Annotated in this window: 3 protein-coding genes; all 3 read right to left on the bottom strand. The window is 77.4% G+C overall.

What is annotated here, in order from left to right; translation table 11 throughout:
• On the bottom strand, nucleotides 1-845 hold an 845-nt coding region (locus ACZ7JZ_RS35460; protein WP_470947132.1), incomplete at its 3' end, for a beta-ketoacyl synthase N-terminal-like domain-containing protein.
• A gap of 32 nt (nucleotides 846-877) precedes the next feature.
• Nucleotides 878-6781 carry a type I polyketide synthase gene (locus ACZ7JZ_RS35455; RefSeq protein ID WP_470947130.1) on the bottom strand — a complete coding sequence of 1968 codons (5904 nt, stop codon included), beginning with the start codon at nucleotides 6779-6781 and terminating at the stop codon, nucleotides 878-880.
• The coding region (locus ACZ7JZ_RS35450; protein WP_470947127.1) for an SDR family NAD(P)-dependent oxidoreductase at nucleotides 6778-15585 on the bottom strand (8808 nt) is incomplete at its 5' end. The genes ACZ7JZ_RS35455 and ACZ7JZ_RS35450, both read right to left, overlap by 4 nt.

Raw genomic sequence — 15585 nt, 5'->3', positions numbered from 1 at the left:
ACGCCCTCCGCCCAGCCCGTACCGTCCGCACCCTCCGCGAACGCCTTGCACCGGCCGTCCGCCGCAAGCCCCCGCTGCTGCGAGAACTCCACGAAGGTGCCGGGGGTGGCCATGACGGTCACGCCGCCCGCGAGGGCGAGTTCGCACTCGCCGGAGCGCAGGGCCTGGGCGGCGAGGTGCAGGGCGACCAGGGAGGAGGAGCAGGCGGTGTCGACGGTGACGGCGGGGCCTTCGAGGCCCAGCGCGTAGGAGATGCGGCCGGAGACCACGCTGCCGGAGACGCCGGTGCCGCCGTAGCCGCCGGCGTCCTCGCCGGTGTTCCGGTCGGTGCCGTAGTCGTGGTACATCGAGCCGACGAAGACTCCGGTGCGGGAGCCCTTCAGCGAGGTCGCCGGGATACCCGCCCGCTCCAGCGCCTCCCACGAGGTCTCCAGCAGCAGCCGCTGCTGCGGATCCATCGCCACCGCCTCGCGGGGGGAGATTCCGAAGAACCCCGCGTCGAACTCGCCCGCACCGTGCAGGAAACCGCCCTCACGCACATACGAACGCCCCGGAACACCCGGCTCCGGATCAAACAGGCCCTCCACGTCCCAACCACGGTCACCCGGGAACGGAGACACCGCGTCCCCACCCGAGGACACCAGCTCCCACAAGCCCTCCGGCGAACCCACCCCGCCCGGGAAACGGCACGCCATCCCCACGATCGCGATGGGCTCGCTGCCGCGCTCCTCGACCGCGCGCAGCTTTTCTCGGGTCTCGTGCAGCTCGGCCATGGCGCGGCGCAGGTACTCGCGGAGCCTGCCCTCGTTGCCGGTGGCGTCCTTGTGGGTGTCGTTAGCGGACACAGCTCTCCCCTGGAGGTGTCGGTGCCGGGGCTTCAGGCGGTGCGGAAGCCACTGTCGAGCAGCTGGAACAGCTCGTCGTCGGAGGCGGAATGGAGTAGGTCGTTGACGTGGCCGGTGTCCGGGGTGCCCGGATCCGGGGTGTGCCCGGCCGGGGCAGCGGCGGCGGTGCCGAGCTCGGCGAGCAGTGCTTCGAGGCGGCCGGCTACGGCCTGGCGGGCCCCTTCGCCGAGCTCGCCGAGGCCGGCCGGGGCGACGGCCCCGGCGAGCTGGTCGAGCAGGGCGAGTACGGCGGCCTCGGCGCCGGGCAGCTCCCCGTCGAGGTGCTCGGCGAGGGCCAGGGGCGTCGGGTGGTCGAAGACCAGGGTGGCGGTGAGCCGCAGTCCGGTGGCCGCGGTGAGGCGGTTGCGGAGTTCGACGGCGGTGAGCGAGTCGAAGCCCGCTTCCTTGAAACTGCGGGCCGGGGCCACGTCGGCGGGGCCGGCGTGCCCGAGCACGGCCGCGACCTCGGTGCGTACGAGGTCCAGGAGGGACGCGGCGCGTTCGGCGCGGGGCAGTGCCGCGAGCCGTTCGGCGAGTCCGGCGGGCCGGGCGTCGGGCCCCGGGGTCCCGGCGGCCTGCTGCGCGGTGCGCGCGGCGGTGCGGCGGGGGGCGGGTCCGGCGAGGGGGCGCAGCAGGGCCGGGAGCCCGCTGCCGGGTTCGCGGCTCGCGGCGGGGTCGATGCGCAGGGGCAGCAGGACCGGTTCGGCGCCGCCGCGGGCGAGGGCGGCGTCGAGCAGGGCGAGCGCCTCGGGGTGCGGGAGGGCGACGAGCCCGCTGCGGCGCAGCCGGGCGGCGTCGGCCGCGGAGAGCTCCCCGGCCATGCCCTCGCCGGCCCAGGGGCCCCAGGCGAGGGAGAGGGCGGGCAGGCCCTGGGCGCGCCGCCAGGAGGCGAAGGCGTCGAGGTGGGCGTTGGCGGCGGCGTAGGTGGACTGTCCGGCGCTGCCGAGGGTGCCGGCGGCGGAGGAGAAGAGCACGAACGCGTCGAGGTCCCGGCCGCGGGTCAGCTCGTGCAGGACGCGCACGGCCTCGGCCTTGGGCCGCAGGACGGCGGCGAGGCGGTCGGCGCTCTGGTCGGCGACGAGTCCGTCGTCGAGTACGCCCGCGGTGTGGACGACCCCGGTCAGGGGGCGCTCGGCGGGCAGGGCGTCGAGGAGCGCGCCGAGGGCCGCCGCGTCGGCGGCGTCGCAGGCGGCGGTGCGGACCTCGGCGCCGGCGGCGGCGAGTTCGGCGGTGAGGCGGTCGGCCCCGGGGGCCGCGGGGCCGCGGCGGCTGGTGAGCAGCAGGCTGCGGACGCCGTGGCGGTGGACGAGGTGGCGGGCGACGGCGGCGCCGAGGCCGCCGGTGCCGCCGGTGACGAGCACGGTCCCCGCGGGGTGCCAGACGGGGGCGCCGCCGTCCGTGGCGGGCGCCGCGGCCGGGGCGCGGACCACGGCGGGGGCGTACGCGGTGCCGGCGCGCAGGGCGAGCTGCACGGCGTCTTGCGTACCGCCGTCGGCCCTGGTGAGGGCGGCGGGCAGGGCGGCCGCGGAGGCGGGGTCCGCGTCGAGGTCGGCGAGGGCGAAGCGGCCGGGGTGCTCGGTCTGCGCGGAGCGCAGCAGGCCCCAGGCGGTGGCCGCGGCGGGGTCGGTGACGGGTCCGGCGCAGTCGGCGGCCCCGCGCGTGAGCAGGGTCAGGCGGGCGCCGGGGAGGTCCGCGGCCAGCCAGTCGCGGACGAGCCCGAGGGCGCGGGCGCCGGCTTCGAGGGGGTCGCGGGTGGCGCCCAGGTCCACGAGGACCTCCGCAGGAGCGCCGTCGGCGGGGGTGGTGGCCGGGTCTGCGGTCAGGTCCCGGAGCGCGGCGGTGTGCCGTACGGGCGCCCCGGTGGCGGTGAGCGCGGCGGCGACGGCCGGGTCGTGTTCGCCGAGGAGGTGCCAGCGGGTGTCCTGCGGGGCGGCCGGGGCGGCGGGCAGGGCGGTCCAGTCGGGGCGCAGCAGGGGGGCGGTGCCGGCGGCGGCCGTGGCGGCGATGCGGTCGGCGGCGATGCGGCGCATGGCGAGGGAGCGGGCCGCGAAGACGGGCCGGCCCTCGGGGTCGGCGGCGGTCACGGTGACGGCGTCGGTCCCGGCCGGGGAGATGCGGATGCGCAGGGCGTCGGCTCCGGCCGCGTGGAGGGCGGCGTCGGTCCAGGCGAAGGGGACGAGCCCGTGGGCGTCCCCGCGGGTGGCGGTGACGGCGTGCAGGGCGGAGTCGAGGAGCGCCGGGTGGATCCCGTACGCAGGGGCCTCGGCGGCCTCGGGCCCGGACAGGGCGGCGTACGCGTAGACGTCCTCGCCGAGCCGCCAGGCGGAGTCGAGGGCCTGGAAGGCGGGTCCGTAGCCGATGCCGGCGGCGGCGAAGCGCTCGTCCTCGCCGTCGAGGTCGACGGGTTCGGCGCCCTCGGGCGGCCAGGGGCCGGCCAGCCCGGTGAGGTCGGGGCCGTCGGCCGCGGCGGGGGCGGTGTGGCCGGTGGCGTGGAGGGTCCACTCGGCGTCCGGGTCGCCGGCGCCCGCGGCGGTGGTGCCCGCGGCCGGGGCGGAGTGCACGGCGACCGGGCGGGTGCCGTCGGCGGCGGCCGGGCCGTGCCACAGGCGCAGCCGGACGGGGGCCTCCTCGGGCAGCACGAGCGGGTTCTCGAAGGCGAGTTCCGCGACGCGGCCGTCCCCGGCGGCGGTGAGGGCGAGTTCGAGGAGGGCGGTGCCGGGGAGCACGGGGCGGCCCGCGAGGGTGTGCTCGGCGGTCCACGGGTGGCTGCGGGTGGACAGGGCGGCCGTCCACACGGTGCCCCGGCCGTCGGGCAGTTCCACGGCGGCGGCGAGCAGCGGGTGGCCGGCGGGCGCGATTCCGGCGGCGGCCAGGGGGGCCTGCGGGGCGGGGGCGTCGAGCCAGTAGCGGGTGCGCTGGAAGGCGTACGTGGGCAGGGCGGCGGCGAGGTCCGTACCGGGGCCCGGCTCGGGGGCCGTGGTGACGGGCAGCCCGTGGACGTGTGCGGCGGCCATGGCCTGGTCGAAGGCGGTGTCCTCGGGGCGGCCGCGGCGCAGTACGGAGAGGGTGACGGCGGCCGGGTCGGCGCCGGGCTCGTCGGTGTCGAGGACGGTGCGGCCCATCGCGGTGAGCACGGCGTCGGGGCCGAGTTCGAGGAAGGTGTCGATGCCCGAGGCGCGCAGGGCGCGGACCCCGTCGAGGAACCGCACCGGGCGGCGCGCATGGCGGACCCAGTGGTCCGCGCTGCACAGCGCATCGCCGTCGGCGATCTCTCCGGTCAGGTTCGACATGACAGGAATCTTGGGCGGGTGGTATTCGAGACCGCGAGCGATGATCTCGAACTGTGTCAACATGCCGTCCATGTGGGGCGAGTGGAAGGCGTGGCTGACCTTCAGGCGCTTCGCGGCTCTACCGCGGCCCTTCCAGTGCGCGACCAGTTCGCCGACGGCGTCCGCGTCCCCGGCGACCACGACGGCTGCGGGTCCGTTGACCGCGGCGAGGTCGAGTTCGGCCTCGCGGCCGGCCAGCTGGGGGGCGAGCTCCTCGGCGCTGGCGGCGATGGCGCCCATGGCGCCGCCCTCGGGCAGGGCGCCCATGAGGCGGCCGCGGGCGGCGACGAGGCGGGCCGCGTCCGCGAGGGAGAAGACCCCGGCGGCGTAGGCGGCGGTGATCTCGCCGACGGAGTGCCCGGACACGGCCTCGGGGTGCAGTCCGCGGGAGGTGACCAGGGCGTACAGGGCGGCTTCGAGGGCGAACAGCGCGGGCTGGGTGTACTCGGTGCGGTCGAGGAGCGCGGCGTCGGCGGTCCCGGCCTCGGCGAACATCACCTCGCGCAGCGGGCGCTCCAGGTACGGGGCGAAGGCCGCGCAGACCTCGTCGAGGCTGCGGGCGAACGCGGGCTGGGCGGCGTAGAGGCCGCGGCCCATGCCGGGGCGCTGGCTGCCCTGGCCGGTGAAGAGGAAGGCGGTGCGGCGGCCGGCGGCGGCGCGGCCGGTGACCACGCGCGCCGGGTCGGCGCCGGTCCCGGCGGCGAGCGCCCCGACCCCCGCCAGGAGCTCCGGGAGATCCGCCCCGAGCACGACGGCCCGCTGCGGGAACGCGGTCCGCTGGTGGGCGAGTACGGAGGCCACGGCGGCGGGGTCGACCGGCCCGCCGGGGCGGGCGGAGCCCACGGGCCGACCGGACCCGGCGCCCGCGTCGGGGGCGGCTGCGGCTTCGCCGGATCCGGCGTCGGCCGCGGCGTCGGCCGCGAAGTGGTCGGCGAGGCGGCGGGCCTGGGCGCGCAGGGCGTTCTCGTCGCGGGCGGACAGGACCCAGGCGAGGGCGCCGTGGTGGACCCCGGCTTCGGGTGCGGGGGCCGGGGCGGCAGCACCCGGGGTGTCCGTCGGGGTCGGGGCCGGGGCCGTCGGGGGCTGGTCGGCTTCCAGGATGACGTGGGCGTTCGTGCCGCTGGCGCCGAAGCCGGAGACGCCGGCGCGGCGGGGTTCGCCCGGCCGGTCGGGCCACGGGGTGTGCTCGGTCAGCAGGGTGACCGCGCCCGCGCTCCAGTCGATGCGGCTGGACGGCACCTCGGCGTGGAGGGTCTTGGGCAGGGTGCCGTGCCGCAGGGCGAGCACGGTCTTGATGACGCCCGCGACGCCCGCGGCGGCCTGCGCGTGCCCGATGTTGGACTTGAGGGAGCCGAGGAGCAGCGGCGAGGAGGCGGAGCGGCCCTGGCCGTAGGTGGCGAGGAGGGCCTGGGCCTCGATGGGGTCGCCGAGGCTGGTGCCGGTGCCGTGGGCCTCGACGGCGTCGACCTGGTCGGCGGTGAGCCGGGCGTTGGCGAGGGCGGCGCGGATGACGCGCTGCTGGGCGGGCCCGTTGGGGGCGGTGAGGCCCGCGCCGGTGCCGTCCTGGTTGACGGCGGAGCCGCGGAGGACGGCCAGGACCGTACGGCCGTCGCGGCGGGCGTCGGAGAGCCGCTGGAGCAGCAGCATGCCGGCGCCCTCGCCGAAGCCGGTGCCGTCGGCGCCTTCGGCGAAGGCCTTGCAGCGGCCGTCGGCGGCGAGCCCGCGCTGCCGGGAGAAGTCGATGAACATGGTCGGCGTGGACAGCACGGTCGCCCCGCCGGCCAGCGCGAGGTCGCACTCCCCCGCGCGCAGGGCCTGCGCGGCGAGGTGGAGGGCGACGAGCGAGGAGGAGCAGGCGGTGTCGACGGTGACGGCCGGGCCGCGCAGGCCGAAGCTGTAGGAGATGCGGCCGGAGGCCACGCTGCCGGCGCTGCCGTTGACGAGGTAGCCCTCCAGGCCCTCGGGGATGCGGGCGCCGGGCACGTGCGGGACGCGTGCGCCGTAGTCGTCGTACATGACGCCCGCGTACACGCCCGTCCGGCTGTCGCGGACGGCCTCGCGGTCGAGCCCGGCCCGCTCGAAGGCCTCCCAGGCGGTCTCCAGCAGGAGCCGCTGCTGCGGGTCCATGGCGAGGGCCTCGCGCGGGGAGATCCCGAAGAACTCCGGGTCGAAGTCCGCGCAGTCGTAGAGGAACCCGCCCTCGCGGGCGTAGCTGGTGCCGTGGGCTTCCGGGTCGGGGTCGTAGAGGGCCTCCAGGTCCCAGCCGCGGTCGGCGGGCAGGGCGGAGACGGCGTCGGTGCCGGACTCCAGGAGCTGCCACAGGGCCTCGGGGGTGTCGGCCCCGCCGGGCAGCCGGCAGCTCATCGCGATGATGGCGACGGGTTCGCGGGCGGCCTCGGCGGCCTCCTCGGCGGTGCGCAGCCGGGTGCGGGTGGCGACGAGTTCCGCGGTGACCCGCTTGAGGTAGTCGCGGATCTTGTCGTTGTTCGCGTCGCCGCCGCCGGCGGTCTTCCCGGTGGTCCCGGTGTGCGTGCCTGCGGTGCCGTTGGTGCCGGCGCTTCCCGTCACAGCTGCTCCTCGATGAAAGCGAAAAGTTCGTCGTCGTCGGCGAGTTCGAGCGCCGGCTCGGGGGTGGCGGGCGTACCGGCCGGGGGGCCGCCGAGGGCGGCGACCAGGGCGGCGAGCCTGCGGTGGACCACCTCGCGGCGGATGTCGTCCTCGGCGAGTCCGGTGACGGCGGCCTCCAGGGCCTCCAGTCCGGCGAGTGCGGCCTCGCCGGCCTCCCGGCCGCCGCCCGCGGCCGCGGCCAGCTCCTCGCCGAGGTGCTCGGCGACGGCCTGGGCGGTGGGGTGGTCGAAGACCACGGAGGCGGCCAGGCGCAGTCCGGTGGCGGCGTTGAGCCGGTTGCGGAGTTCGACCGCGGTGAGCGAGTCGAAGCCGATCTCGCGGAAGGCGCGGGCCGGTTCGACGGCGTCGGGCCCGGCGAAGCCGAGTACGGCGGCCACCTCGGCCCGGACCAGGGCGAGCAGTTCGCGGCCGCGGGCGGCGGCGTCGAGCGGGGCCAGGCGCTGGGCGAGGGCCTGGGCTGTGCCCTCCGCGGATCCGGTGCCGGAGGCGGCACCGGAGGCGCAGGCCGGGGCCGGGGCGGCCGCGGCGCGGGGGGCGGCCGCGGGCACGAGGGCCCGCAGCAGGGCGGGGACGGCGCCGGGGCCGCCCGCGGCCTGTTCGCGGCGCAGGGCCTGGGCGTCGAGGCGCAGCGGTACGAGCAGGGCTTCGCCGGCCGGTGCCCCCTGGTCCGCGAGGGCGAGGTCGAGGAGGGCGAGTCCCTGGTCGTTGGTCATGGGGGCGATGCCGGAGCGCCGCATGCGGCGCAGGTCGGTCTCGGAGAGGTGTCCGGTCATCCCGGTGGCCTCGCCCCACAGGCCCCAGGCCAGGGAGAGTGCGGGCAGCCCGGCGGCGCGGCGGTGCTGCGCCAGGGCGTCGACGAAGGTGTTGGCGGCGGCGTAGTTGGCCTGGCCGGGCCGGCCGAGGAGGCCGGCCGCGCCGGAGAACAGCACGAACGCGGACAGCGGCAGACCGCGGGTCAGCTCGTGCAGGTTCAGCGCGGCGTCCGCCTTGGGCCGCAGTACGGTGTCCAGCCGCCCGGGGTCGAGGGCGGTGAGCGCCCCGTCGTCGAGTACCCCGGCGGCGTGGAAGACGGCGGTCAGGGGATGGGCGGCGGGGATGCCCGCGAGGAGGGCGGCGACCGCGTCGCGGTCGGCGGTGTCGCAGGCGGCGATCTCGGCGCGGGCGCCGAGGGCGGTCAGTTCGGCTTCCAGCCCGGCGGCTGCGGCCGCGTCCCGGCCGCTGCGGCTGACCAGCAGGAGCCTGCGGGCGCCGTGGGCGGTGACGAGGTGGCGGGCGAGGAGCCGGCCGAGGGTGCCGGTGGCCCCGGTGACCAGCACCGTGCCGTCGGGGTCGAACGCGGCCGCGGGGGCGTCCGCGGGGGAAGCCGTCCGGGCCTGCTCCGTGCGGGCCAGCGCGGGGGTGAGGACCTGCCCGGCGCGCAGGGCGAGCTGGGGTTCGCCGGTGGCGAGGGCCGCGGGGAGCGCGGCCGCCGAGGCGGGGGTGCCGTCGGTGTCGAGGAGCAGGAAGCGGCCCGGGTGCTCGCTCTGCGCGGAGCGTACGAGCCCCCAGAGGCCGGCGCCCGCGAGTCCGTCCGCGGTGTCTTCGGGGGCGGCGGCGAGGGCCCGGCCGGTGAGCAGGGCGAGCGGGACGCCCGCGGGGGCGCCGGGTTCGCCGTCCTGGGCCAGCCAGTCCTGGAGGAGGGCCAGTGCGCGGACGGTCAGCCCGCGCACCTCCGCGGCGGTGGCCGCGGGTCCGGCCGGGAAGGCGGCGACCACGGCGTCCGGTACGGGGGCCCCGGCGGCGAGGGCGGCGCGCAGCGCGGCCGCGTCGGCGTACTCCTCCGTCTGCACGCCGGGTCCGGCGGCGATCCAGTCCGTCGCGGCGGTCCCGGTGGTCCCGGCGCCGAGCACGGCGAGCCGGGCGGGGGCCGCGGCGGCCGCGGTGCGGACCGCGTACGGCTGCCAGGCCACGCGGTAGAGGGGGAGTTCGCTGTCGGCCGCGGCGCCGAGGAGGGCTTCCAGGCGGTCCTGGCGCAGGGGCCGCATCACGAGGGCGTCGAGGCTGAGGACGGGGGCGGCGGACAGGTCCGCGGCCTCCATCCGGACGGTGCCCTCGCCGGCCGGGGTGATGCGCACGCGCAGGGAGTCGGCGCCGGCCGCGTGCAGGGTGATGCCCTTCCACGCGAACGGCAGCAGCACGGAGCCCTCGGGGACCTCCAGCAGTCCGCCGGCCAGCCAGGGCTGGAGGGCCGCGTCGAGGAGGGCGGGGTGGACGCCGTACGCGGCGGCGTCGGAGCGGGCGCGGTCGGGCAGCCGGATCTCGGCGTACACCGCGCCCTCGGCCCGCCACAGGGCCTCGATGCCGGCGAACACCTCGCCGTACTCGTAGCCGAGGTCGGCGAACTGACCGTAGACGTCGGCGGGTTCGACCCGCTCGGCACCGGCGGGCGGCCAGGCCGCGGCGGCCGCCCAGTCCGCCCGGGCGGGCTCGGCGGCGGCGGGCGCGACGAGGCTTTCGCCGTGCCGGGTCCACGCGGTCCCTTCGCCGCCGGTGTCCTCGGGGCGGGAGTGGACGGTCAGCCGGCGGCGGCCCTGGGCGTCGGCGGCCTCGACGCGGACCTGGATCTGCGCGGCGCGGTGGCCCTCGAGGACGAGCGGGGCCTCCAGGGAGAGTTCCTCCACGGTGGTGCAGCCGGTCTCCGCGGCGGCGTGCAGGGCGAGTTCGACGAAGGCCGTGCCGGGCAGCAGGGTGCGGCCGTGGACGGCGTGGTCGGTGATCCACGGGTGGTCGGCGAGCGAGATCCGCCCGGCGAACACGGTCTCGCCGGTGGAGGCCACCGGCAGGGCGCCGCCGAGCAGCGGGTGGGTCTCCCACACCATGCCGAAGCGGGCGGCCGCGGCGTCCCCGACGCCCGCGGGCGAGGTGGGGGCCCAGTGGTGGCGGCGCTGGAAGGCGTACGTGGGCAGGTCGGCCAGGCGGGCTCCGGTGCCCTCGAAGAAGGAGCTCCAGTCGAGGTCGGTGCCGCGGACGAACAGCTCGGCGGCGGAGGTCAGGAACCGCTCCAGCCCGCCCTCCTTGCGCCGCAGCGAACCGCTGGTGACCACGTCGAGCCCGGCGGTGTCGGCGGTCTCGTGGATGCCGATGGTCAGCACGGGGTGCGCGCTGGACTCCACGAAGGTGGCGAAGCCGTCGTCGAGGAGCCCGCGGACGGTGTCCTCGAAGCGGACGGTCTGGCGGAGGTTGCGGTACCAGTACGAGGCGTCGAGCGCCGTGGTGTCGGTGAGCAGGCGGCCCTCGACGGTGGAGTAGAAGGGCACGGCCGCGCGGCGGGGGGCGATCGGGGCGAGTACGTCCAGCAGCTCGGCCTCGATGCGCTCCACGTGCGCGGAGTGCGAGGCGTAGTCCACCGGCACCTGGCGGGCCCGGACCTCCTCCGCCTGGTACGCGGCGACGATCTCCACGATCGCGTCCGCATCACCCGCGACGACCGTGCTGGACGGCCCGTTGACCGCGGCCACGCCGAGCCGGCCCGTCCAGGGGGCGTCCGCGATGCGCTCCTCGACCGCCGCACGCGGCAGCGGGATGGAGGCCATGCCGCCGAGTCCGGCCAGCTCGCGGCCGATGACGGCGGCGCGGAGCGCGACGACCCGGGCCGCGTCCTCGAGGGACAGCGCACCGGACACCGCAGCAGCCGCGATCTCGCCCTGCGAGTGACCGACCACCGCATCGGGGACCACCCCGAGGGAGCGCCACAGCTCCGCAAGGGAGACCATCACGGCCCAGGTCACCGGCTGGACCACGTCCACACGGTCCAGCGAGCGGCCCTCCCGTACGACCTCCACAACGTCGAAGTCCACGAACGGAGCCAGCGCATCCGCGCACTCCCGCAGACGCGCCGCGAAGACCGGCGAGGACTCCAGCAGACCGGCACCCATCCCCACCCACTGCGTCCCCTGCCCCGGGAAGACCAGCGCGCGGCGGCCCGTGGATCCGGCGACGCCCTCGAACACCGACTCGCCCAGGGTCACCTGCCGGTGCTCGAACACCGAGCGGGCGGTGGCCAGGGAGTACCCGGCGTCCAGCAGCCGCGGCGCGTCCGCGTCCGCGAGCCGGGCCCGCAGCCGCTCGGCCTGGGCGGCGAGCCCGGCCGCCGACTTGGCGGTGACGACCAGCGGGACCACGGGCAGCTCGCGGGTCGCGGGCTCCGCCGCGGGCTCCCGTAGGGGCGGCTCCTCCAGGATGACGTGGGCGTTGGTGCCGCTCACGCCGAAGGCGGAGACGCCCGCGCGGCGGGCGCGCCCGGTCTCGGGCCAGGCGCGGGTCTCGGTCAGCAGCTCGACCGCGCCCGCCTCCCAGTCCACCTGCGAGGACGGCGCGTCCACGTGCAGGGTCTTGGGGAGCATGCCGTGGCGCAGCGCCATGACCATCTTGATGACCCCGCCGACGCCCGCGGCGGCCTGCGGGTGGCCGACGTTGGACTTCAGCGAGCCCAGCCACAGGGGCTGTTCGGCCGGGCGCTGCCCGTACGTGGCCAGCAGGGCCTGGGCCTCGATGGGGTCGCCGAGGCGGGTGCCCGTACCGTGCGCCTCGACGACGTCGACGTCGGCGGTGCCGAGTCCGGCGTTGGCGAGGGCCTGGCGGATGACCCGTTCCTGGGAGGGGCCGTTGGGGGCGGTGAGCCCGTTGCTGGCGCCGTCCTGGTTGACGGCGTCGCCGCGGATGACGGCGAGGACGGGGTGGCCGTGGCGGACGGCGTCGGAGAGCCGTTCGACGGCGACCATGCCGGCGCCCTCGGCCCAGCTGGTGCCGTCGGCGGCGTCGGCGAAGGCCTTGCTGCGCCCGTCGACGGCGAGCCCGCGCTGCCGGGAGAACTCCACGAACAGGCCGGGGGCGGCCATGACGGTCACACCGCCGGCGAGGGCGAGTTCGCACTCGCCCGCACGGACGGCCTGGGCGGCCATGTGGAGGGCGACCAGCGAGGAGGAGCAGGCCGTGTCCACGGAGATCGAGGGGCCTTCGAGGCCGAGGACGTACGAGATGCGGCCGGAGACCACGCTCGCGGACTTGCCGGTGAGCAGGTAGCCCTCGTGCTCCTCGGAGGCCTCGTGGAGGCGGGAGGCGTACTCCTGGTGGGTGAGGCCCGCGTACACGCCGGTGCGGGTGCCGCGCAGGGACAGCGGGTCGATGCCGGCCCGCTCCAGGGCCTCCCAGGAGGTCTCCAGCAGGAGCCGCTGCTGCGGGTCCATGACCAGGGCCTCGCGGGGGGAGATCCCGAAGAACTCGGCGTCGAACTCGGCCGCCTCGTGCAGGAATCCGCCCTCGCGGACGTACGTGGTGCCGCGGCGGCCGGACTCGGGGTCGGGCTCGTAGACCTCGTCGAGGTTCCAGCCGCGGTCGGCGGGGGCGGCGCCGATGACGTCGCGCTCGGCCATGACGAGGTCCCACAGGGCCTCGGGGGTGTCGGCGGCGCCGGGGAAGCGGCAGGCCATGCCGACGATCACGATCGGGTCCCCGGCGTCCGAGGCCGTGCGGACGGCGGCGGGGGCGGCGGGGGCTTCGGCCGGGGTGTCGCCGAGCAGCTTGCCGAGCAGGAAGGCGGCGAGCGCGCCCGGGTTGGGCCGGTCGAAGACCACGGTGGCGGGCAGCCGCAGTCCGGTGGCGGCGGCGAGCCGGTTGCGCAGCTCCAGGGCGGTGAGGGAGTCGAAGCCGGCGTCCTTGAAGGCGCGGTCGGCGCGGACGGCGTCGGTGCCCGGGTGCCGCAGGACGGCCGCGGCCTCGCCGCGCACCAGCTCGACCAGGACGCGGGTCCGCTCGGCCGCGGGGAGTGCGGCGAGCCGCTCGGCGAGCCCGTCGGCCGGTCCGGCGGCGGCGCCGGCGGAGTGCCGGCGCTGCTCCTCCAGCGCGCGCCGGGCCTCGGGCACGGTGTCGAAGACCGGTCCGGGGCGCAGGGCGGCGGTGCGGGGGGCGAAGTCGGCCCAGTCCACGTCGAGGACGGTGACGCAGGTGTCGCCCAGGTCGAGGGCCCGGTGGAGGGCCTCGATGCCCTCGTCGGGGTCCATGGCGCGGATGCCGCGGCGGCTGAGGCTCTCCTCGCCGGCGCCCTCGGCCATGCCGCCGCCGCCCCACAGGCCCCAGGCGATGGAGGTGGCGGGCAGGCCCTCGGCGCGGCGCTGTTCGGCGAGTACGTCGAGGGAGGCGTTGGCGGCGGCGTAGGCGGCCTGGCCGCCGTTGCCCCAGGTGCCGGTGACGGAGGAGAAGAGGACGAAGGCGTCCAGGTCCGTGCCGCTGTCGCGGGTGAGTTCGTGCAGGTGGCGGGCGGCGTCGGCCTTGGGGGCGCGGATCTCGCGGAAGGCGTCGGCGGTGACGGAGCCGATCACGCCGTCGTTGAGGACGCCCGCGGTGTGGAAGACGGCGGTCGGCGGGTGGGCCTCCAGGAGCGCGGCCACGGCCTGCCGGTCGGAGACGTCGCAGGCGGCGACGGTGACCTCGGCGCCCAGGGCGCGCAGTTCCGCGGCCAGTTCGGCGGCGCCGGGGGCCTCGGGGCCGCGGCGGCTGGTGAGCACCAGGTGGGCCGCGCCCTGGCGGACCGCCCAGCGGGCGACCTGGGCGCCGAGGGCGCCGGTGCCGCCGGTGACGAGGACGGTGCCGCGGGCCTGCCAGCGCTCGGCCGGGGCCTTGGCTGCGGCGCGTCCGGCGCGGGTGACGCGCCGGCCGTAGGAGCCGGAGGCGCGTACGGCGATCTGGTCCTCGGCGCCGGGGCGGCCGCCCTGGGCGAGGGCGGCGGCCAGGGCGTCGAAGGCGCGGGCGTCGGGCTGCGCGGGCAGGTCGACCACCCCGCCCCAGAGGCCGGGCAGTTCGAGGGCGGCGACCCGGGCGAAGGCCCACACCTGCGCGCCGGAGTCCTCGGGCAGTTCGCCGGGGGTGACGGCCACGGCCTGCCGGGTCAGGGCCCAGAGCCGGGCCGGGGCCAGGTCGGTGTCCGCGGCGGCCTGGACCAGGGCGAGGGAGGCGAGGACGGCCTCGGGGCCCCCGGCGGCGGGGAGCAGGGACAGCACCCCGGTGGGGGCGCCGCCGGTCTCCTCCGCGGCCCGGTACGCGCCCAGGAGCCCGGCCAGGGACCCGCGGGTGGCGGTGTGCACGTCGACGTCGAGCCGTTCGGTGCGGGCGCCGTGCCGCCCGAGGGCGGCCTCGGCCCCGGCGGCGAGGTCGGCGGCCCCGGCGCCCTCGGGGACGACCAGCAGCCAGCGGCCTTCGAGGGCGGGGGTGCCGGAGGCGCCCAGGCCCTTCCAGGTGGTGCGGTAGCGCCAGGCGTCGGTACCGGCGGGGTCGGCGGCCGCGGCGGTGGCGGGGGCGGCCGGCTCGTGCCAGTAGTGCTCGTGCTGGAAGGCGTACGTGGGCAGGTCGACGGTACGGGCGCCGGTGCCCTCGAAGAGGGCGGCCCAGTCCACGTCGGTGCCGCGGACGAACAGCTCGGCGGCGGAGGTCAGGAACCGCTCCGGTCCGCCCTCCTTGCGCCGCAGCGAACCGCCGGCCACGACGTCCCTGCCGTCGGCGGTCTCCTGGATGCCCATGATCAGCACGGGGTGGGCGCTGGACTCCACGAAGGTGCCGAAGCCCTTGGAGAGCAGCAGCCGGACGGTGTCCTCGAAGCGGACGGTCTGGCGGAGGTTGCGGTACCAGTACGAGGCGTCGAGCGTGGTGGTGTCGGCAAGTTCGCCGGTCACCGTGGAGTAGAAGGGGATCTCCGAGCGGCGCGGGGCGATCGGGGCGAGTACGTCCAGCAGCTCGGCCTCGATGCGCTCGACGTGCGCGGAGTGCGAGGCGTAGTCCACCGGCACCTGACGGGCCCGGACCTCCTCCGCCTGGTACGCGGCCACGATCTCCACGATCGCGTCCGCGTCACCCGCCACGACCGTGCTGGACGGCCCGTTGACCGCGGCCACACCGAGCCGGCCCGTCCACTCGGGAGCGGACAGCCGCTCCTCAACTGCCTTACGGGGAAGGGGAATCGATGCCATCCCGCCGAGACCGGCGAGCTCGCGGCCGATGACGGCGGCGCGGAGCGCGACGACCCGGGCCGCGTCCTCGAGGGACAGCGCCCCGGACACCGCAGCAGCCGCGATCTCACCCTGCGAGTGGCCCACGACGGCGTCCGGGACCACCCCGAGGGAGCGCCACAGCTCCGCAAGGGAGACCATCACGGCCCAGGTCACCGGCTGGACCACGTCCACACGGTCCAGCGAGCGGCCCTCCCGTACGACCTCCACAACGTCGAAGTCCACGAACGGAGCCAGCGCGTCGGCGCACTCGCGCAGACGGGCGGCGAAGACCGGCGAGGACTCCAGCAGACCGGCACCCATCCCCACCCACTGCGTGCCCTGCCCCGGGAACACCAGCGCGCGGCGGCCGCCGGCCGAGGCGGTGCCCTCGACCACGGACTCGCCCAGGGTCACCTGCCGGTGCTCGAACACGGAGCGCGTGGTGGCCAGGGAGTAGCCGGCGTCCAGCAGCCGCGGGGCACCCGCCCCGTCGAGGAGGGCGGAGAGCCGGGCGCTCTGGTCACGCAGCGCGGCCTCGGACTTCGCGCTCAGCACAAGCGGTACGAGCGGGAGTTCGCGGGCCGGGGTCTGCGCCTCGGCCTGCTCGGCGGCCGGGGCCTGCTCGATGATGACGTGGGCGTTGGTGCCGCTGACGCCGAAGGAGGAGACGCCCGCGCGGCGGGCGCGCCCGGTCTCGGGCCAGGCACGCGACTCGGCCAGCAGCTC

The sequence above is a fragment of the Streptomyces sp. NPDC038213 genome, assembly GCF_055600495.1.
The sequence above is the reverse complement of the archived record's forward strand: the minus strand, read 5'-3'. Positions and strand labels throughout refer to the sequence as shown.